Below are 20,882 nucleotides of genomic sequence, written 5' to 3' on the forward strand. Positions count from 1 at the left end.
TTTTATAACTCAATTTTATCTCTATTGCTGGGTTCTCCACTTTTTTCCAAATTCCTGCCTGAAAGTTCATCTTTCTAATATTTAAAAGCGCATTCCGAATCACCAATATGAATTGGGATCAGAAATGCGCTTATATTTTATAAAATCATTCTATCCGATGTCTTAAGGATAGCTGCGGCTACGATTCAAACGGAGCTAATACTCTATTTGAATCGTGTCTTCTAGGCATGAATCGGTTGCTTATTCGCATGCATTGACCAAATACCGCAAGGGCAAATACCGGCACATATTCCACAGCCGATACATTTATTGGCATTAGAAATATATTCAAAATTTCCATCTGATCCTAATGTGCGAGTAATAGCATTTTCTGGGCAGGACCGTTCGCACATGTGACAATCACGACATGTGCCACAACTAATACAACGTAAATGATCGTCATCTGCCTTGGGAACATCACATGAATGGCATTTCTTAAAATATGCCGTACTCAACCTATTTTTATCAATTTTAGTTTTTGTCTGCAATTGATAGGTGGTTCCTGTCAGATAAGCATCTACCGCTGCTGCTGCCTGCTGGGCCGCGCCAATGGCATCTACCATACGTCCCGGTTTTACAGCATCACCTGCTGTGTAGACGCCTTCTGCAATACGATAATCTCCGGCAACTTTCAAATGCCCTTTTTCAATGACAATTTCTTCTGGTAAGAACTCAAGTTCAGGCAATTCGCCAATTGCAATAATAATAGTATCACCTTTAATAAATTGATTATCTTGCGTAATAATGCCTTCAGCAGTAACCTCTTTTGTGACAACTGGCCACATTAAAGTCGCTCCCAAATCTTCTACATGGGCAATTTCTTTATCATCAGCTGCTGGTCTTTGCACATCAATACAGGTTACATGTTCAGCTCCCATTTCATAAGCACCGACAGCTGCGTCCATCCCAGAATTCCCACAGCCAATGACAATTACATGTTTACCGACCTTAGGAGACTTTCCTTTATTAATTCCTTTGAGAAAATCAATTCCCTTGATAATGCGTTCATGCCCTGGCCAAGGAATCACTCTGCCGTTATGACCGCCAGTAGCCACCACTACAGCATCATAATTTGCTCTTATTTCAGAGAATTTTTCTCTATCTACAGGTGTATTATTTTTAAACACTACACCCATATCTTTAATGCGCTTTAATTCTGCAGCCAATGTTTGCTGAGGCAGTCGTGAACGAGGTATAACCTGCTCTAGCTTACCACCCATTTTTGCATCGCTTTCAAACACCGTTACATCATAACCTTGACGAATTAACTGCCATGCCACGGTCAGACCTGCTGCACCACCGCCAATAACAGCTACGCTCTTTCCTTTAGGGACTGCTGCTTTATCTAGGGTAACATCTTTAGAGTAGGTACCAAGTTCACCAATTTGTACGGAAATATCCAGATTTTTACGAGTACAGTCTTCCATACAAACATTCGGGCACACCGCGCCACAAACAGAGCCCGGAAACGGCGTATACTCCAAGACCAGTTTATACGCTTCTTCCACTTTTCCTTCCCGCAATAAATTATAACGACGCTGGGATGGAATCGAAGCCGTACAATTAAATTCACATGGAGATGCATAATACGCATTTTCCCAAACTGGAACACGTTGTCGATATACGCCTGTCGCAACTAAACCAATTACAGAAAAGTCATCCTTTAAAACATCACTAAAAATACCATTTGGCACCCACTCTTCCGTACGGAAAGGAAGAATTTTAGTTTGGGATGTTTTGCTGCGTTCCTCATATTTTAGTGGTACTACTTTATACCAATCAGACCAATTACTTAATTCAGCCCTTATTTCCGGTCGTGCAATGGATGTCAAGAAATCATCCATTTTACCATCCAAATAGGCAATATCCTCTTGTTCAAGAGGTCTGATTTTGACATCTTTCTTGGAAATCCCCAAAGCATTTCCCCGGAAATATAATGTTCCTCCAACCATGCCTACACAAGAACGGTCACCTAACACGGATTCAAATTTCTCGCTGTCATAGCCGCAAACTACAGCAATTCCACCGGACATAAATTCAAAGGAAAAGCTGCCACAGTTTTTTAAAACCCAAAATTCAGGTGGCGCATATAATGGATCATGTTTCATCAAGGAGCCTGACCGGGTACCAGCCCGACCACCAATATAAATATTGCCTGACGCTGCGCAATGAGCAGCGGTATCACCTGCATCACCGCGAACTACAATTTTACCGCCAGCATTCAGCCAGCCTACATCAGCAGACGCAGAGCCCTCTACAATAATCTGGGTACCTTCCAAACACATAGATCCTACGCGCTGACCAGGGTTTGTTACTAAAAATTTAAGGTCTTTTCCTTCTGGATGCCATAATGGTCCTCCAATATCATGTTGGCCGGAAGCTTCAATATGAAATTCCGTCTCCCCTGCTGCCACTGCTTCATTAATGACTTGCAGCAAATCCTGAGTGGACATCCGCTGACTTCCGTCAAGGCTTTTTAACTTAAACATATTGATTTCCTCCTAACACACATACTGAATTGCCAATTTCTCAGCAATGGCTTGATCCGTTGTTACTAAAGCATCCGAGCGCCCCACCGGCAAGGAACTATTGCCAATTGGCGCCATTAATTTTCTTAATTCACTATCAAGGGCCAACATATATTCCACGATGTTTTGCGCCCCTTTATCAATATCTAAACGCTCAACTAGCCGAGGATCCTGGGTACAAATACCTGCAGGGCATTTGCCTGTATTACAGGCGTTGCATCTGCCATGTTCATTCCCTACGCAGCCTAACAGCTGAATTAATATTTTGCCTAGAAATACCCCATTAGCACCTAAGCAAATGACTTTAAATGCATCGGCTGCTGCATTTCCAGTAAGTCCAATGCCGCCGCCAGCCCATAAAGGAATCTGCCCTTGTCGTCCTTGCTTTACTGCTGACAAATAGCACTCCCTTGTCTTAGAAACTACAGGGTGTCCTGTGTGATCAAGAGAAATTTCATTGGCAGCACCTGTACCGCCTTGAATGCCGTCAAGAAAAAATCCACCGCAGATTCGATACGGATCACGCAGCAAATTATTATATACAGACACCGACGTTGCAGAAGCAGCGCACTTAATCGCTACTGGAACCCTAAACTTAAATGCTGCATTCATTGACAAAAACATTTTCTGTACAGATTCTTCAATGGAATACAAACCTTGGTGATTCGGAGGGGACATCAGATCTGCTTTCGGTACACCACGAATTGCTTGCACATGATCAGCAACTTTAGCTGCAGGCAAAAGTCCTCCATCACCAGGTTTTGCGCCTTGACCTATTTTTATTAGTACTCCAGCTGGGTCTACTTTCATTTTAGGTATTGCTTTCACAATTCGATTCCAGCCAAAATGTCCTGATGCAATTTGTAATATCATGTATTTGAGCTGTTCTGATTCTAAAAGCTTTACAGGCATCCCGCCTTCACCTGATGACATACGCACAGGCATATTATGCTTTTCATTCAGATAGGCTGTAGCCAATGCAACGGCTTCCCATGCCCTGGTGGATAAAGCCCCAATAGACATATCACTGAAAATAATAGGATAAATCCAATTTACTGGCGGCAGCTTGGCGGTCAAATTCAATGTGCCATTTACCACACTCAAAGGTAGTTCGTGAGGCATGAGTACCCGTCCGAAAGGTGCTAAGATGTCAAAAGTATGACGCTCTGAATCTAGAGCAGGATCAGTCATCTGGGAGATACGCCCAACAATAATATTATCCAATGTGCGTCCACTATTTAAACTGGTACGTCCTCCACGTTTAATAGGAGAACCGCCCTTTCTAGCCAATAGACTAAAACGCGAATCAGGATTTCGAACTGGTTTAATGGCCTGGTTTGGACATATCTTCTCACACATCCCACAACCTGTACAGGCGTTTTCTATATTATTTCGTTGTTTTATCGTAAGCACTGCGCTATGTTTTTGACTTGGTTCTGGACGATGACCAGTAGAGACCGTAATGGAACGACGTTCTACAGCAGGCATGATAGCCTGAAATGTACAGGCCGCAACGCAGCTACCGCACATGGTGCAGCGATCAGGCTTACATTCAATTTTCCAAGGTAAATCGTTCACAGTGATATCCTGAGTCTTTATTGTTTCCATCTCTCTACCTCCAATGCGTCATTAATAATAACTACTTCACGTTCATTTGGATATACATCCTGTTCCTGATTACGATGCGGCAAAATAGCATTTAACCCACACACCTCGGAAGCAATGGCTACCATCGTGCCATCTCCACCTACAACTACAGGCCGTAATTTTTTAGAATCGCAGCAGGTTATAATATTTCCATTAGGCAACATACCAATTACGGTATTCGGTCCATTAATCTCTAACGAACCTAATGATTGTCTGATTGCCCGCAGCTCAGCACCGTCGGAACGAAGACTAAGCTCATTAAATGGAAGAGGGGTAATCACATGCTTATAATACTTAATAGGCCATTTTAACTCTTGCAGCACATAGTGTAAGGTATAAAGAAAGTTCTGTGAATCTGACTCAAAACCAATATACCCGCGATGCAATGATTTTTGGTATTCTTTATTTTTTGTATAAAAAGTGTTTTCTCCATTAGCACACAAGGTATATCCTTGCAAGAAAAAAGGATGAGCCGCATAGCGCACAATATCGTAATTTGTGTTTTGCCGACACTGAACTACTACATTTTTCGCCATCAAGTCACCATTGTTGTCCCATAATTTAAAATAGGTTGCAATGTCCCAAGGATCGCCAATTTCTTTTAAGGTCAAAACATCTGGCCAAAAAGAATATACATAACCTTGCTCTTGCTTTTCCAACAACTCACGTAATGCCAATCTAGTATCTAAAAGTAACTCGCCTTTTGCCTCTTCTGAAGCATCGCGATAATACTCAGGATAATCATAATTGCGAAAAATATAATACGGCATAGCCTTAATATCAAGCTTTACATTCTTCACCCCGCGAGGAATCCATTCCGCTAATTGGCGAAAATCATTGGCTTCCATATAGTCTTCAACCAGCTTCGCTCCCTTTTGCGTACAGGCTAATGACAACAATGGCTTATCCTTATGTTTTGAAAAAACTCCTGCCAGGTCCTGCATAACCATCGCAAATCCTGAATTATCATGTCCTTCTTGCTGCGGTAACATTAAATGCAACGCTGCTGATGGATGGAAAAATTCCTTACTCTTAATGGCGCCAATTCTACACATATCTTCCCCCACTCCTTCATACCAAGCTAAATTCAAATTATATAAAATATCCATTGTAGACCAGGGCAGCACCCTCAATGACAGATCGTGAAAAAAGCAACTTATATCATTGCAACAGAAAAGACCCGGGAAACCACTGGATAGTGAAGTTGGTTCTTAGTAGAAAATACCTCTCTACGAGCAAACCTTACTTATCCAGGACTTTCCGCAGGGCCTTTTTTACCCACGGTGTTGTGCAATCTGCACCTGTACCGCTTGGACCAGACCGCTAAAAAGCGCGGAACCCTAGGTACACTCCTAAAAATCTTTTGTCTCATTGCAGAATACGTTTTTGTTTCACTTACTACATTATAAAAACGAAATGTTTCACTGTCAATATGTATAAAAAATAATACATTATACACTTTATATACATGAATAATATTATTTTTTTCTGAAAACTCCTACAGTTTGAACTGATAATTACTCTCTCTCGATCATAAAGTTTGTATATTTATTCACATTTATTCGCTCTAATCTATTATGTTTCTCTATATGTATATTCGTTATCCCTTTACATTACTGGTCTGTAACCCATTGACAAAAAGGTAACGATTCATTATGTATTGCATTGTTTTTCAGTATACAAAATAATTTAGCAAATAATATCATTCTAAATCATGAGATGCAAACTTTAGCTCGTGTATAATTTAGCAAATATTAACATATACTATTTCTACCTTAATTAGTTCATGAGAAACCTCATAATATTATTTTGCTAGATAGGAGCTATCAAATGTTAAAAAACCTTTTTAGTTTCCCTAAACTAAACTCCGAGTTAAAATTGAACATTAATCAACCTACTGCAATGTATGATATTGCCAGCCATTTACGCAGTATCATGCAAGAAGCAACTACAACAGATGTTTCTCTCGTCATCTTGTGTATTGGGACAGATCGTTCTACAGGTGATTCTCTTGGTCCCCTTACAGGCACCAAGCTGCGTTCTTTTAATCCTTATCCACACATTTATGGCACTCTTGATGAACCAATTCATGCTTCTAACTTAAAAGATAGCATATGTACTATCCAGGAAAATATCACCAATCCTTATATTATTGCTGTGGATGCTTGTCTTGGCCGATTAGAAAACGTAGGCTGCGTCTCTCTTGGTAAAGGTTCTCTTAAACCAGGTGCCGCCGTGCATAAAGATCTTCCTTCCGTAGGCGATGCATATATTACGGGCATTGTAAATGTAAGCGGTTTTATGGAGCATCTTGTATTGCAAAGTACAAGATTAAACTTAGTTATGAAAATGTCTGATACCATCGCTCATGCCATCTCTTACGGTTTGCGAACCTATGGAAAATAAACAACATTTTTGATATTGAAATCGTAAGAACGCTAGAGGCTATACCTCTAGCGTTCTTTTCTCTTAGACGATCTGCAATTTAAATGATCATAACGAGAATTGAATCAAGACTGACATCCAGACTACAATTTTTGGGAATTACACGCGCCCTAGTTCTTCAATAATTTCATTAAATGTTTTATCAGCAGCATTAATAACAGGTACATCCGTAAGTGAGTCTTGCATTGCATTTACATCCGTTCCACCTACGATAATAGCATCTACTCCGCTAATATTACTTTCACTTAAATCTACTACCTCATATCCTTTTGTTTCTAACATATCCGCTAAAATAGATAACGTTTTCTCTACAGCAATAATACCTTGCATCGCATCCACCTCCGGCTATAGGGTTAGCAAAAGATATAAGGATTATTCAATTTTTTCAGCCTTTTTTCCATTTATTTTTCTTTTATTTTTATACTTGTTTCTTACCATAAGGCTTAAATTTCCTTAAAAATTCATCCATTTCATCAGAAGATAATAAGATAGGGTCTCCTACACACTTTGCTTTATAATAAATTTGCGCAACAAATTCAATTTCTTCTGCTGTGTCAAATGCATATTGAATCGTTTCGCCAATTGCCAATAGTCCATGATTAGCTAGTAATACAGCATATCGGTCTTGTATGTATTCAAAAGCTACCTGTGACAATTCCTCGCTGCCAAATAATTTATAAGGTGCACACCGTACATCTTTTCCAGCATATCCAATTAAATAATGAACCGGCTCAATCTTCCAATGAAGGGCCGCCAAAATACTACAGTAAATCGAATGAGCATGCAAAACCGCACCGACTTCATCCCTTTTCTGATAGAAAATGCGATGCATAGAATATTCACTGGAAGGATTGCGGTCCCCATCTATCTTGTTGCCGTCGAGATCTAAAACCACAACATCTTTCGGTGTAGTTTTAAAATAATCCAAGCCACTGGGACTAATCGCCATAAGTCCTTCTGCTTTATTAAAAATACTAATATTACCTCCAGTTCCTTTTGTTAAACCATGAGTAATAAGTTTTTGTCCATATTCCACAATAAGCTCTCGTTCTTTTTCTAAAATCATAATTTTTCCTCTCACAATACTTTAATATCCTCTCGAAAAACACCCTATAGCATAATCAGGCAAAGGATGATCATAACTATATAAGTAAAAGGTTGAAGTATCATTCTTTACCGTCCTAAATGAGACTCTCTAGAGACTACACGTTAGCCCAATAGTCAAATTCTTATAAAAATGGAGCGCCACAAATTATTTTGTATGGCACTCCGGATTTCTACTGCTTTTTCACTATATTTTTCTTATTGGCAGGATCTTCGCCACCAGCACGCATTTCACACCCACCTTTAAAAATTGCGCCTTCGCCAACACTCAATATCCCTGCTTTAATATCTCCATAAATTTGCGAACTTGGTAGCAACTCTAGTTTTTCGCTAATATCAATATTGCCATATACAATACCAGCAATGGTAGCATTCATGCCTTTGCACTGAGCCGTTACTTTCGCATTTTCCCCTATAACGATGCTGCCTGTGGTATTAATATCGCCCTCGAATTGCCCATCAATGCGCAATGCACCTTTACCAGTGATCGTTCCTTTCATCAACGTATCCTTACCAATAATGGTTTCAATCTCACCTGCATAGCTAATTGCTTTTTTATTACTACCAAACATATTGCACGCTCCTGTAATAGTATCTACTTCGCCTTTAAAGCTTAAAATACGATCATTATATATTAATTTAAGAAAGTAGTAGGATTAACAGCAGTACCATTGACCCTGACTTCATAATGACAATGCGGTCCTGTACTCGCTCCTGTATTACCAAGATAAGCAATCACTTCGCCTTTCTTTACTGCTTGACCAACACGTACTAACAATCTGGAGTTATGTCCATACACAGTTGAAATTCCATTTCCATGACTAATCTGTACCATGTTTCCATACCCACCATACCATTCACTCTGCACCACTTCACCGTCAGCAGTTGCAACAATGGGTGTGCCTACACTATTGGCAATATCAATCCCAGGATGAAAATCGCTTCCACCCCCGAAAGGAGAATTACGCCAACCAAAACGAGATGTAACTTCTCCGCCTGTCGGCCAAATAGAAGGAGTAATCGCTATTCTGGATTGCTTGTCCAGCAAAGCCTGCTTTAATTCATTTAGGCTTTGCTCTCGTACTGAAATGGCAGCCTGTAAATCTTGCACAGTATTTTTTATGGTATCAATATCAGGCTGTACCGGTCCTCCTTGTCCAGTATAAGTAGCTGAAGGACGCACTAAACCAGCACGGGATGTAGCTGTTGTATCTTCATTGTTAACAATACGTCTTATTTCTGCATCCAGAGAGTTTAATCTTTCCATATCTGTTTTTAAACTGGCAGTTGTTTTGGCCAGTTCTTCAATTTCTTTACTTTGTACTCCATTATCTTGACGCAATGTCTCTAGCTCCGCTTTCTCGACATTAGCTGTATTAATTGTATAACGATAATTAATGAAACTTCCTACCGCAAAGACAATAAGCAAACATAAAAAAGAAACAGCATATTTTACTGCTACAATAGGTATTCTGATCCTACGTACTGCTTGTCCCTGATGGGGTACAATCATTAAAGTATACTCTCTTCGATCTGGCTTACTTTCTTTTTTAATCAAAAATCTTGGCTCCTTTTCTGGGAAATATTTCTATATGTTTTAAACATATTTTATATTCGCCTTTATTCTAAGAAGTCCTGCTTATTTTCATTTTTTTATTTTGATAGCTTGTGCTAATGCCTGTTTTTCCTCTTCTGTCAACAAATAGGATGAAACTCCTGAAATAATTGGCTTGGAATATGTACGAAATTCATTACGTCCATAAATGCTGGAAATTACAATACCATTATTATAAGAATCTAAAAGTGCAATAGCAAAACTTAGATCACTGCCTACGTCTTCAAAAGCATTAAACCGAACAAGAGCGACCTTTTGTACACAATCTTTTGATATTTTTTCTAATCGCTTGCAATCTTCAGATAGGGTATCCACTTTCTTCACAACATACTTTACTTCTTCAATATGTGAAATTAGTAGTTTCTCTAAGTTTTCCCCATCTACCCCCTGCATCATTCTACGATATTTTTTATTCATTTTACCAAGTCTTATATTAATACTTATAAAGACAAACAATGCTAATAAAATCATTACTGTCATACCTAATAATACATACTGTAAATTATTCATAACCAGATTTGATACTTGTGTTGCATAATCCATTTCATCATACCTTTCAACTTACACTTAATTTTTTACACCGGTTATAAAGACGCAAGAATTGCAGCAATCGGAATTGCAGGCAGTAAGTTAGCTACTTTGATTGCTTTTATTTCCAGCATTAGTAAACTAATGCCCATGATAAGCAAACCACCCACTGCTGACATTTCAATAATCATCTTATCGGCTATCATACCGCTAACGCTACTTGCCAGTAAGGTAATCGAACCTTGGTACAGTAAAATAGAAATACTCGATAAGGCCACACCTATGCCCAGCCCTGATGCAAAGACCGCCGAAGCGACAGCATCCAGCATCGCCTTTGCATATAACGTACTAGCATCTCCCGTTAGCCCTTCTTGTATTGACCCAACTATTGCCATTGCTCCTACACAAAATACTAAACTCCCTGTAATAAAACCTTCACCAACACTGCCATGTTTATTACCTGCTTTTAATGTTAACCATTCACCAAAATTCGACAACCATTTATCAATGTTCAAAAACTCACCAAGCAAACCGCCGAGTACTACACTTAATATGACGATCAATATATTTTGTGTTTTTAGAGCCATTTGTAAACCAATTAGACCAACGGCTAAAGCTAACCCCTGCATCAGTGTATGTTGATAGCGCTGAGAAAGTCGTTGTTTTAATGCTAAACCAATAAGTGTCCCACCAAGTACAGCTGCTGCATTAACTAAGGTACCCTTCATTTTCTTCTTCCCCCTCCCTTCCCACATCTTTACTGTAAACTTAACTTGCCTAGACTATAAGAAAAACACTACGCGACCTTCGTGGTTAACTACTTTTTCTGCTTATACTTTCCAGGCTATTAAAAAGAGCGAAGGACGCAAAAGATACGCAAGGTAAAAAATCCCTAAGCGTTCCCTTTGCGCCATTTTATTGTTCATTTTGCTGTTGCCTAATACGAATTGCATTTCATTTTATCATATTATCTAATTTAATTCACTCAATATTCTTTGTATCTGAGGGAATGGTTCTAACGCTTGTTCTAAAATTCCATTTATATATGCGATCAAAATCCCATAATTCACTACAGGTACTGCTTTATTTGTGACCTCAGAAAGACGATGAAGCATTTCCTTGCGGTTTAACATACAAGCGCCACAATGTATAATTAAGCTATATTTACTTAAGTCTTCTGGGAAATGACTGCCTGCAACCCATTCAAAGTTTAACTCTCCGCCTACTTTTTTTTGCAGCCATTGAGGAATTTTAACGGTTCCAATGTCATCAGCCTGTTGATGATGTGTACAAGCTTCCGCAATCAAAACTGTATCCCCTGGTTTTAACTTCTCAATGTTTTTTACACCAGATACTAACGTTTCCAAATCGCCTTTATGTCTCGCAAATAATATAGAAAAAGATGTTAACATAACACCTGATGGTGTCTCTGCCGATACCCTCTCAAAAGCTTGTGAATCTGTAACTATTAATCGAGGAAGTTTACGTAAATTTTCAATTGCCTGTTTTAGTTCTGTTTCTTTAACCACGATTGTCACACCATCATGGTCAAGAATATCACGAATGGTTTGAACTTGGGGTAAAATGAGTCGCCCTTTCGGTGCTGCTGAATCAATGGGAGTCACTAAAATTATTGTATCCTTGGCTTGGATGAGATCCCCAATCACAGGTGGTCCCTGCCAATCTGGCGGAGCATAGGTAATAATTAATTTTTTCAATTCTTCAATACCCTGACTATTCTTTACACTAGTAGGTAGCAAGGGAATGTTAAACTCATTACTCCACTTCATTACCAATTCTGCTGCTATCGTAATTTTATCAGTTTTGTTTATGACCCCAATAATAGGTATTTTCTTTACCTTAATACCTTCTATTAAAGCTTTTTCATACTGCGTTATGCCGCTTTCAGCTTCCAATACAATTATCACTAAATCCGCCTTATTTAATACGCTCATGGTGCGTTCTACTCGTAATGTACCAAGGCACCCGCTATCATCAATACCTGCAGTATCAATAATCATAACCGGACCAATTGGTAAAATTTCCATCGCTTTATATACGGGATCCGTTGTTGTCCCTGGAACGTCTGATACTAACGCAACTTTTTGGTTTGTCAGTGCATTGATTAAACTAGATTTCCCTGCATTACGTCGTCCTAAAATTGCAATGTGCAAACGTGATGCTTTTGGTGTTTCCTGCATGTTAATTCTCCTTTATTCGCAATATATTACTAATTTATATCGCATATCGTTATGTTTTACAAAAAGTGTCAAATTATGTTTCACGTGAAACATAATTTGACACTTTTTATTCTTATACTGCGAAGGTTCCGCGAGACTTACTAGGAGCCGGTGCTTCATCACCACTTAAAACTTCAAGAATACGTTCTAACTCTTCAGATGAAGAAAATTCAATTTCTATTTTGCTCTTGAATTTTCCTTCCTTAATTTTTACTTGTGTACCTAATATCATCTTGAGTCGATCTTCAGCTTCTGTCACAAAAAAATTTTTCTCTTCTACATTCTTCGGTTGTTGTTTTGCTGGTTTCTTTTTTTCCGATAATCGTTTGACTAATTCTTCTGCATCCCTTGCTGATAAATCATTTTCAATAATGATTTCTGCTGCTTCTAACTGAAGTTCAAGGGTTTCTAAGGCTAATAGGGGTCTAGACTGCCCCATGGATAATGTTCCACGTGAAACATAATCTTGTACCTTTGGATGTAAATTCAGTAAACGTACCATATTCGCGATCACAGAGCGACTGCGACCAATTTTCTTTGCAACTTCTTCTTGAGTTAAACTAAATTCATCCATTAAACGACGATAGGCAAGAGCTTCTTCAATGGCATTTAAATCTTCTCTTTGTATATTTTCAATTAAAGAGATTTCCGTCATTTCTCTATCTGTATAATCTTTAATAATAACAGGGATCTCTTTTAGACCTGCTTGCTGAGAAGCACGTAACCGTCGCTCACCAGCTACTAATTCATAAATATTATTACTTTTTCGCACTACAAGGGGTTGCAATACGCCATATTGACTAATGGAAGATACTAATTCGAGCAATGCAGTTTCATCAAAGATCCGACGTGGTTGAAATTTATTAGGAATAATTTCTGAGATAGAAACACTCTTTATAAGAGGCTCTGCATCTACCCCTTTTGAACTAGAAAACAATGCATCCAATCCTCGCCCTAGTCCTCTCTGAGAATTATTATTCATCATCAATCACCTCTTTAGCTAGATCTGTATAAACTTCTGCCCCTTTAGATTTAGGATCATATCGAGTGATAGGCTGTCCATGGCTAGGTGCTTCACTAAGACGAACGTTCCGGGGAATAATTGTTTGGTATACCTTATGACGAAAATGATTTTTCACTTCATCTACTACTTGAATGGACAAGTTTGTCCTGGCGTCAAACATTGTCAGAACTACCCCTTCCAAAGACAACGCCGGATTTAGATTCTTCTGAACAAGAGTAATTGTATTCATTAGCTGGGATAACCCTTCCAATGCATAAAACTCACATTGAATTGGCACTAATACGGAATTAGCGGCGGTTAATGAATTAATAGTCAATAACCCTAAGGAAGGGGGGCAGTCAATAATAACATAATCATAACTGTACTTCACTTTATCTAGAACTCTTTTTAGCTTCGTTTCTCGAGACATAATGGAAACCAACTCGATTTCCGCTCCTGCCAGCTGAATCGTAGCGGGTAACAGCATTAGACTTTCAATTTTGGTTTGTAAGATAACGCCTTCAATCGGTACATCATTAACTAGCACATCATAAACAGACTGTTTAATCTTGGTTTTATCAAAACCAAAACCACTTGTAGAATTACCTTGTGGATCAAGATCCACTAATAACACCTTTTTCCCTAAATCAGCCAAACAAGCACTTAAATTAACAGAAGTTGTTGTCTTTCCAACGCCCCCTTTTTGGTTGGCAATTGCAATTACCTTCACCAAGTAGTTCACCCCATATTCTCATTCATATTTTAAGAAAGACTAAGGCATATGCCAGGTCTTTAGAATCCAGGTCAAGCCTTAGTCTTCTACTTACAAACTTTCCTCTCGGATTCTAATTTCTATAAGCTAATTCATTCCACACTATAGAGACTATCTCCTGCCAAAAATAGTAGATAGCCTCCGTAAATATACCATTATTTAACCAATTTTATAATTATTTAAAAAACATTGACAATCAGGCCGTTTTATATTATCATGAATTCCAATTTAATAAATACTCTTATCTAGAGTGGTCGAGGGACTGGCCCTATGACACCCAGCAACCAGCAGCAATGCAAATGGTGCTAAATCCAGCAGAATTCACGTTCTGAAAGATAAGAGGAAAGAACGGATGATAAAACAGCCTCTTTCCTCAAAGGAAAGAGGCTGTTTTATTAAATTATAATAATGTGAGGTTATTGTATGAAACTTTCTGATCGATTTAACAAAGGAAAAGCCCTTGTCTCTTTTGAAATTTTTCCGCCAAAACAAACTGTCACCTTAGAATCTATTTTTAAAACAACAGAGGGCTTACAAACCCTCAATCCTGATTTTACTAGTATTACCTATGGAGCTGGAGGCAGTGCTTCAGACCGCACCATTGAAACCGCGGACAAAATAAAAAATACTTATGGTGTCGAGGCCTTAGCTCATTTAACTTGCATCAACTCGCACAAAGATGATATTGATCTAATGTTAAATCAACTACAAGCTCATAATATTGAAAATATATTAGCTATGCGAGGCGATTATCCTATAAACAAAAACAATAATAAAGGAAAAGAAAATACCTATCAATATGCAAAAGATTTAATTGCCCATATTAAATCCAATCATGATTTTTGTATTGCTGCTGCCGCTTATCCAGAGGGACATCCAGAGTGCCCTGATTTGAATACAGATCTTCTTCACCTAAAAGAAAAGGTAAACAGCGGCACAGATTTCCTAATTACACAAATGTTTTTTGATAATACCATTCTTTATGATTTTCTTGACCGCATTAAACAAGTTAATATCACAATCCCTGTTAGTGCCGGAATCATGCCATTACTAAATAGCAAACAAGTAGGCAGGATTAAAGGATTATGCGGTGCTTCTATTCCTAAACCCCTACAAAACATCATTCAAAAATATGAAAATTCACCCTTAGATTTTGAAAAAGCAGGAATTGAATATGCTTGCAGCCAAATTACAGATCTGATAGCAAATCAGGTAGATGGTATACATCTATATACTATGAATAAACTAGAACAATCAAAAAGCATTATTCAACAAACAAATTTGCGTTAAATAATGCCTCTACATCCCTGACAGACTAGTAATTTATAAATAAACATTTTAATATATTATACATATCTAGAAGCTTATCATCAGCTGAATTCTTATACATTAAAATGTTCTTGATACAACCAAAGGAGGGATACTGTGCCAATTTACAACCCAACCATTCAAACGCTAGAAATGAGCGAATTAAAACGTTATTCAGGCCTTACCAAATGTACTGAATTCCCCCAGCACTTACTTGACCATGCTTGTACAGAAGCACAAATCATCTCCAAACCAAAAGCAAGCTGGCAGATTTATGACTATGATGCAAGTTCTGCTACGATTATGAGCCCTGAGCCTTTATCACTACCTCCAACCGTTATTAGTAAACACTTGGCGAACTCTATAAAAGTTGCCGTTATTGCAGTTACCATAGGACCTAATTTAGAAGAGCTCGTAAGTGATTACTTCAGCAAAAATGAATACACCTTAGGCTTGTTATTAGATGCAGCAGGCACAACGGCAGTAGAGTTGGCTGCCGATCAAGCTTGTGAGCTTATTAAGCAAGAAGCAAATAAGCAAGGGTATACCACTCTATTCCGCTTTAGCCCAGGCTATGGCCAGTGGGATATTAGGGTTCAACCTCAAATCTTATCTTTAGCACATGGTGATGAAATTAATATAACAGTCACTTCTACATGTATGCTTCTCCCCCGTAAATCCATTACAGCTGTGATCGGCTTAACAGCAACTGTACCGAACCTCCCCCTTAAGGAAATGATCGAAGGTTCTAAATGTGATCAATGCCAACAAATAAATTGTCTATCTAGAAAGGATTGAAATTATGATTTATATTTTTGACGGCGCCATGGGAACGATGTTGCAAAATGCAGGATTACCGCCGGGATATTGTCCTGAATTATGGAATCAAGAACAGCCAGCCGTGATTACGGCTATACATAAAAGCTATATTGATAGCGGATCCGATATTATTGAAACAAATACCTTTGGAGCAAATCGGATTAAATTAACCCATTATGGCTTAGAAGAAAAAGTCGCGCTGCTTAATACTGCCGCTGTTCAGGCAGCCCGGGCTGCCTGTGGTCCTGCCACCAAGATAGCAGGTTCTGTCGGTCCTACAGGTAAATTAATAGTACCCTTAGGAGACTTATCCTTTGATGATGCTTACAACGTTTTTTTTGAACAAATTTCTGCCTTAGATCAAGCAGGTGTAGACATGATTCTAATTGAAACGATTATTGATATTCAAGAAATGCGTGCAGCTTTACTTGCAGCAAAAGCTGCTTCCAAAAAGCCCGTTATTTGTCAAATGTCTTTTGGTGCTGATGAAAGAACTGTAACTGGCACTGATCCAGTAACGGCAACTATCATTTTAGAAGCAATGGGTGCTGATATCATTGGTGTGAATTGTTCCTTAGGTCCTGCGCAATTACTGCCAATTGTAGAAAAAATAGCACAGACTACAAATTGTCCAATTAGTGTTCAAGCTAATGCAGGAATGCCTAGCCTTATCAATAAACAAACTGTTTTTCCCATGCAGCCAGAGGAAATGGGACATTGGGCTAAAAAATTAGTTGCTGCAGGTGCTCGTTATGTTGGCGGTTGCTGCGGCACTACCCCCCATCATATTAAATCTATATACCAAGCCGTAAAGCATCTCTCCCTATCGGATTTACCCACGGTTCAATTAGCAAAGAAGTTTACCGCTTTAACCAGCCGTAGTAAAACCATTTACCTCGGTGCTGATCATCCCACTGTCATTATTGGCGAACGGATTAATCCTACAGGCCGCAAACAGTTAGCAGCCGATATTGCTTCAGGACAATTTATTTCCGTAAAAAAAGAAGCCTTGTCTCAAATCCGTGCAGGGGCACAGCTTCTAGACGTAAATATGGGTGTCCCAGGAATTGACCAGGCTAAGGCCATGCAGTATGCGATTCAGGAATTATCAATGCTGGTAGATGTTCCTTTGGTTATTGATACAACAGATGTAAACGCATTAGAAGCAGGCTTAAAGGCTTATCCTGGCAGGGCGCTGATTAACTCAGTCAGTGCAGAACCAGAACGCTTAGAGTCTTTTTTGCCTCTGGCAAAAAAATATGGAGCTGCTATCCTTTGTTTACCTATTAGTCCAGCTGGAGTGCCTAAAACCGCTCAAGATCGGTTAGTAGTAATACAAGAAATTATTCATAAAGCATTTGAAATTGGTCTCAAACCCGGGGATTTTGTATTAGATGCTCTCATCCTAACAGCGGCGGCAGATGCTAGGGCTGGTCTTGAAGCCCTTGCCACATTAAAATTGTATCGCCAGCACCTTGGTTACCCAACTACAATGGGTCTTAGTAATATTTCTTTTGGACTGCCCAGGCGAGATATTATTAATGCAACCTTTTGTGCGATGGCATTAGATGCCGGACTTGATGCGCCCATTCTAAATCCGTATGATCCTCTCATGCAGCAAACCTTAGCAGCTTCAGCTTTGCTTTTAGGGAATGATCCCAGCGGCAGATCCTACAGTGTAAATTATGCTCCCACTAGTCAATCCGAAGAAAGAGCTGTCCCTCTTACACCCAAAAACATTATCGAGCAAATCCATCTTGCCATTGTATCTGGAGAAAAAGAAGCGGTTGTTCCTTTAGTAGAGCAGGCATTAAGAGAAGGACATGGTTCCATTGAGATTAGTGAGCAAGCATTAACAACGGCTATGAATAAAGTTGGTATCGCTTTTGGCAATGGACAATGTTTTCTCCCCCAAGTATTATTAGCTGCCGAAAGCATGCGCGCCGCCTTCCTTACAATAAAAAAAGAACTGCCGGCTCATGCAACAACAAGCCTAGGTACTATCATTTTAGCTACTGTTAAAGGTGATATTCACGATTTAGGAAAAAATATTGTGGCTGCCTTACTAGAAAATAACGGTTTTACTGTAATTGACTTAGGAAAAGATATTTCACCCGAAAAGATTGTGGAAAAAGCCCTAGAGCATAAAGCTGATATTGTGGGTCTATGCGCCCTTATGACGACAACGATGCCGCAAATTGACCACACCATTGCAGCGTTAAAAGCTGCAGGATGTTCTGCTCAAACTATCGTCGGCGGAGCTGTGCTAACCCAGGAATATGCAAATCAAGCAAATGCCGATTCTTATGCAGCTAATGGTGTGGATGCTGTAACAATTGCCAAAAATTTTATGGCTGATAAAGCACAATAACGTATACTATTTATCCCATGATCGATAAATTTAGCTTGTATGAAACAGCATCTTTTTGCTAATTTCATACAAGTTAATTTTTTTATCAAAAATGCAGGATTTATGACAAATTATATGGAATTTTATATAAATATGTCAATTTTTATATATATTATTAAATGATGGGTGGTAAAAAGCAATGGATAAAGAGGGAATAATGAGTGAAGCAGCGATTGATGAACTACTAGCTGTTGCTAATAAAGAATTATTCGCTCCAGAATCAGCTTCTGTTAACAACGGAATTGATCAGCTATCAGCAACTGAAGAAAATCCGTCTCAAGAAATACCTCCCACAAAAAAATTATCTTTTTTAACACAGCTATTACAAGAGTCTCAAATTAAAAGAAAACTAGTTACTGTTCTTTTGCTATTATGTGCCTGCATCCTGGCGGGAGGATATATTGGCTATCAAAAAGGACTTGAAACATTAGAAGCACCTCTTCCTCTTGATAAAATAATCCAGCAGGGAATTACTTTCGAAGGAAAAAATCTGATTACTTATGCAGGGCGTGGTGATGAAGCAATTGTGCTCGCTTTTCTTAACGCAGGTATGGACATTAATACAACGCGAAACACAGATGGATGGACAGCTTTAACAGCGGCCTCTTTTTATAAAAAGCCCGAGATGATTAAGCTGCTGCTAGAAAAGCAGGCTATTGTTAACATACAAGACAGATCTGGCAAGACCCCTTTAATGTATGCTGCTGCAATGGGAACGGAAGAAATTACGACTCTGTTACTAGAGGCAGGAGCAAATCCTAATACGCAAGACAAAAACGGACGAACTGCACTTATGGAAGCCTACTCCAAACAAGAAGCAAAAATTGCCGAAATCCTCAAAAGTGCTGGTGCCGATCCTACACTTCCTACTATAGTACGAAAAGAAGATATACCAGATGCTCCAACATCTCCAACTAAAAAAACACCTCAAACCTTCTCTTCCACGATCCCCGCTGAGGTTCAAATGACAGTCAGCAAAGCAGGTCTGATACCAATTGGCATGCCTTTGAAAGATGTAAAGAAATTATATCCAACTCTTTCTCTTAATGAAACGTATATTGATGGCAGCAAAAAAACCATTGCAAATATCTATTTAGAAAGTAGCAGCGATCCTTCCTTAGTATTAGAGCTTTCAAGTGGAAAATCGCAATTAGTATCGATTATAAACGTCTATGATTCCAGGTTCACAACTGATAAAAATGTTACCCTTCACTCTACGGTTGGCGATATACGAAATCAATACTCGGTAAGCGAGATTCGAGTCATTGACCATTCCTTGTACCTTCTAGTTAAAAGTACGAAAATGCTATTTGAACTTGATATCAACGATCCTATGATACCAATTAACTGGACGGAAAGTGGCAGCCCTAATTCCATACCTTCTGATACAAAAATAAAACGAGTTATAATATATTAAAAAAGCTAACAATGAATTGTTAGCTTTTTTAATATATTATAACTATACATATCATACTGACTTTATTTTTTCTTCGGAATGCGTAAATTAATATGAATAAATTCCTCATCTTGCTCTTGTTTTACTTTAATTTTAAGACCTGTTTTTTTCATTTCGCCTACTACATTGTTAATGGTATTAATAAAAATACGTACATCGCGAATCACTTTTACAACATTGCGTTTAGGAGTATTTTTAGCCTCTACTTGTTTGGCGATATCTTCTAAAAACTCTTCAATAAGCTCTTCTGTCTCTCGCACATTTAACTTCTTTTCACTGATCATTTCCAATACTTCTAATTGCAATCTAGAATCATCTAACTTTAGTAACGAGCGGGCATGTCGTTCAGTTAACTTTTCCCTTGCAATTACCCCACGAACCTCAGGTATCAGTTTTAATAATCGCAATTTATTCGCAATGGTAGATTGATTCTTCCCCATACGTTTAGCAAGTTCCTCTTGGGTGAAAGAAAAACTTGTAATTAATTGCTGAAAGCCCTCTGCCTCTTCTAAGAAATGTAAATCTTCTCGCTGTAAATTCTCAATCATAGCTAATTCAGCCATTTCTTTATCAGTAAACTCTTTTATAATGACAGGTACCTGGCTTAAGCCTGCTAACTTTGAAGCGCGCAGACGACGTTCTCCCGCCACTAATTCAAAACCATCAGGGATAAGACGCACAATTAAGGGTTGTATAATGCCATATTCCTCAATGGATGATGCCAATTCCAGTAAAGATTCTTGACTAAATATTTTCCTTGGCTGAAATGGATTGGGAACAATTTCAGTAATTTGTACATGCTGTACATTGCCTTCATTCATCCCATTTTCCATCGTGCTTAAGCTGCTATCATCCTGCCTATTATCTATATCTCTTGCAATATTGGTTTGCTCTTTAGCCTCTTTAGCAATTTCCGGACTTTCTGAAGTCAGGCCTAATAATCTGGCTAAATTTTTCATCTGTACACC

The 20,882-nt window shown here is 38.6% G+C and carries 18 protein-coding genes and 1 riboswitch; of the genes, 5 read left to right on the top strand and 13 right to left on the bottom strand.

The window, feature by feature from the left end; all coding sequences use genetic code 11:
* Positions 1-221: 221 nt before the first annotated feature.
* The 3 genes from JBW_RS23555 to JBW_RS23565 are packed head-to-tail and all read right to left on the bottom strand — an operon-like array spanning position 222 to position 5,269.
* Positions 222-2,528, bottom strand: coding sequence for an FAD-dependent oxidoreductase (locus JBW_RS23555; protein WP_007954721.1), 2,307 nt, complete (start codon positions 2,526-2,528; stop codon positions 222-224).
* A gap of 12 nt (positions 2,529-2,540) precedes the next feature.
* Positions 2,541-4,175 (bottom strand): glutamate synthase-related protein, encoded by a 1,635-nt coding sequence (locus tag JBW_RS23560; protein ID WP_007954719.1) that lies wholly within the window; start codon positions 4,173-4,175, stop codon positions 2,541-2,543.
* Positions 4,163-5,269: a hypothetical protein gene (locus JBW_RS23565; protein WP_007954717.1), complete on the bottom strand. Its 1,107-nt coding sequence runs from the start codon at positions 5,267-5,269 to the stop codon at positions 4,163-4,165. Before JBW_RS23565 ends, JBW_RS23560 begins: the two co-directional genes overlap by 13 nt.
* 775 nt (positions 5,270-6,044) lie before the next feature.
* Between JBW_RS23565 and yyaC the strand changes: the two genes are divergently transcribed.
* The gene (yyaC, locus tag JBW_RS23570) at positions 6,045-6,620 is read left to right on the top strand and encodes a spore protease YyaC (RefSeq protein ID WP_007954715.1); all 576 of its coding nucleotides are present in this window, start codon (positions 6,045-6,047) and stop codon (positions 6,618-6,620) included.
* A 138-nt stretch (positions 6,621-6,758) separates the two neighbouring features.
* Here the strand turns inward: yyaC and JBW_RS23575 are convergent, their stop codons facing one another.
* The 9 genes from JBW_RS23575 to JBW_RS23615 all read right to left on the bottom strand — a co-directional run bounded on the left by JBW_RS23575 (position 6,759) and on the right by JBW_RS23615 (position 13,891).
* Complete coding sequence (locus tag JBW_RS23575) at positions 6,759-6,989, bottom strand: YkuS family protein (protein ID WP_007954714.1); 231 nt, start codon at positions 6,987-6,989, stop codon at positions 6,759-6,761.
* A gap of 88 nt (positions 6,990-7,077) precedes the next feature.
* Positions 7,078-7,725, bottom strand: a complete 648-nt coding sequence (locus tag JBW_RS23580) for an L-fuculose-phosphate aldolase (protein WP_007954712.1) — start codon at positions 7,723-7,725, stop codon at positions 7,078-7,080.
* Positions 7,726-7,936: 211 nt separating this feature from the next.
* Entirely contained in the window at positions 7,937-8,335 is a 399-nt protein-coding gene (locus JBW_RS23585) for a bactofilin family protein (protein ID WP_007954710.1), read from the bottom strand.
* Between the two features lie 62 nt (positions 8,336-8,397).
* Positions 8,398-9,321, bottom strand: coding sequence for a M23 family metallopeptidase (locus tag JBW_RS23590; protein WP_007954709.1), 924 nt, complete (start codon positions 9,319-9,321; stop codon positions 8,398-8,400).
* An 87-nt stretch (positions 9,322-9,408) separates the two neighbouring features.
* Complete coding sequence (locus tag JBW_RS23595; protein ID WP_007954707.1) at positions 9,409-9,921, bottom strand: DUF4446 family protein; 513 nt, start codon at positions 9,919-9,921, stop codon at positions 9,409-9,411.
* Positions 9,922-9,962: 41 nt separating this feature from the next.
* On the bottom strand, positions 9,963-10,634 hold the full coding sequence (locus JBW_RS23600) for a DUF554 domain-containing protein (RefSeq protein WP_007954706.1): 672 nt from the start codon (positions 10,632-10,634) through the stop codon (positions 9,963-9,965).
* 243 nt (positions 10,635-10,877) lie between these two features.
* Positions 10,878-12,107 (bottom strand): [FeFe] hydrogenase H-cluster maturation GTPase HydF, encoded by a 1,230-nt coding sequence (hydF, locus tag JBW_RS23605; RefSeq protein WP_007954704.1) that lies wholly within the window; start codon positions 12,105-12,107, stop codon positions 10,878-10,880.
* A 112-nt stretch (positions 12,108-12,219) separates the two neighbouring features.
* Positions 12,220-13,131, bottom strand: coding sequence for a ParB/RepB/Spo0J family partition protein (locus JBW_RS23610; RefSeq protein WP_036680593.1), 912 nt, complete (start codon positions 13,129-13,131; stop codon positions 12,220-12,222).
* A complete protein-coding gene (locus JBW_RS23615) occupies positions 13,121-13,891 on the bottom strand; it encodes a ParA family protein (protein WP_007954697.1) in 771 nt (256 codons plus the stop codon). Before JBW_RS23615 ends, JBW_RS23610 begins: the two co-directional genes overlap by 11 nt.
* A 268-nt stretch (positions 13,892-14,159) precedes the next feature.
* A riboswitch (SAM riboswitch) is annotated at positions 14,160-14,263 on the top strand.
* Between the two features lie 81 nt (positions 14,264-14,344).
* Here JBW_RS23615 and metF point away from each other — a divergent pair.
* The 4 genes from metF to JBW_RS23635 all read left to right on the top strand — a co-directional run bounded on the left by metF (position 14,345) and on the right by JBW_RS23635 (position 19,875).
* Positions 14,345-15,211: a methylenetetrahydrofolate reductase [NAD(P)H] gene (gene metF, locus JBW_RS23620; protein WP_007954696.1), complete on the top strand. Its 867-nt coding sequence runs from the start codon at positions 14,345-14,347 to the stop codon at positions 15,209-15,211.
* Between the two features lie 135 nt (positions 15,212-15,346).
* Complete coding sequence (locus JBW_RS23625) at positions 15,347-16,027, top strand: hypothetical protein (protein WP_007954695.1); 681 nt, start codon at positions 15,347-15,349, stop codon at positions 16,025-16,027.
* Between the two features lie 4 nt (positions 16,028-16,031).
* A complete protein-coding gene (locus JBW_RS23630) occupies positions 16,032-18,419 on the top strand; it encodes a homocysteine S-methyltransferase family protein (protein WP_007954694.1) in 2,388 nt (795 codons plus the stop codon).
* Positions 18,420-18,597: 178 nt separating this feature from the next.
* Positions 18,598-19,875, top strand: coding sequence for an ankyrin repeat domain-containing protein (locus tag JBW_RS23635; RefSeq protein WP_007954692.1), 1,278 nt, complete (start codon positions 18,598-18,600; stop codon positions 19,873-19,875).
* Between the two features lie 62 nt (positions 19,876-19,937).
* On the opposite strand, the gene noc is transcribed toward JBW_RS23635, so the two are convergent.
* A complete protein-coding gene (gene noc / locus JBW_RS23640) occupies positions 19,938-20,873 on the bottom strand; it encodes a nucleoid occlusion protein (RefSeq protein ID WP_007954688.1) in 936 nt (311 codons plus the stop codon).
* Between the last annotated feature and the right edge of the window lie 9 nt (positions 20,874-20,882).

The sequence above is a fragment of the Pelosinus fermentans JBW45 genome (assembly GCF_000271665.2).
GTDB lineage: Bacteria > Bacillota > Negativicutes > DSM-13327 > DSM-13327 > Pelosinus > Pelosinus baikalensis.

Coding starts and splice junctions, on each gene's coding strand:
- JBW_RS23555 (WP_007954721.1), bottom strand. CDS start 2,528: ATGTTTAAGTTAAAAAGCCTTGACGGAAGTCAGCGGATGTCCACTCAG.
- JBW_RS23560 (WP_007954719.1), bottom strand. CDS start 4,175: ATGGAAACAATAAAGACTCAGGATATCACTGTGAACGATTTACCTTGG.
- JBW_RS23565 (WP_007954717.1), bottom strand. CDS start 5,269: ATGTGTAGAATTGGCGCCATTAAGAGTAAGGAATTTTTCCATCCATCA.
- yyaC (WP_007954715.1), top strand. CDS start 6,045: ATGTTAAAAAACCTTTTTAGTTTCCCTAAACTAAACTCCGAGTTAAAA.
- JBW_RS23575 (WP_007954714.1), bottom strand. CDS start 6,989: ATGCAAGGTATTATTGCTGTAGAGAAAACGTTATCTATTTTAGCGGAT.
- JBW_RS23580 (WP_007954712.1), bottom strand. CDS start 7,725: ATGATTTTAGAAAAAGAACGAGAGCTTATTGTGGAATATGGACAAAAA.
- JBW_RS23585 (WP_007954710.1), bottom strand. CDS start 8,335: ATGTTTGGTAGTAATAAAAAAGCAATTAGCTATGCAGGTGAGATTGAA.
- JBW_RS23595 (WP_007954707.1), bottom strand. CDS start 9,921: ATGGATTATGCAACACAAGTATCAAATCTGGTTATGAATAATTTACAG.
- JBW_RS23600 (WP_007954706.1), bottom strand. CDS start 10,634: ATGAAGGGTACCTTAGTTAATGCAGCAGCTGTACTTGGTGGGACACTT.
- hydF (WP_007954704.1), bottom strand. CDS start 12,107: ATGCAGGAAACACCAAAAGCATCACGTTTGCACATTGCAATTTTAGGA.
- JBW_RS23610 (WP_036680593.1), bottom strand. CDS start 13,131: ATGATGAATAATAATTCTCAGAGAGGACTAGGGCGAGGATTGGATGCA.
- metF (WP_007954696.1), top strand. CDS start 14,345: ATGAAACTTTCTGATCGATTTAACAAAGGAAAAGCCCTTGTCTCTTTT.
- JBW_RS23630 (WP_007954694.1), top strand. CDS start 16,032: ATGATTTATATTTTTGACGGCGCCATGGGAACGATGTTGCAAAATGCA.
- JBW_RS23635 (WP_007954692.1), top strand. CDS start 18,598: ATGGATAAAGAGGGAATAATGAGTGAAGCAGCGATTGATGAACTACTA.
- noc (WP_007954688.1), bottom strand. CDS start 20,873: ATGAAAAATTTAGCCAGATTATTAGGCCTGACTTCAGAAAGTCCGGAA.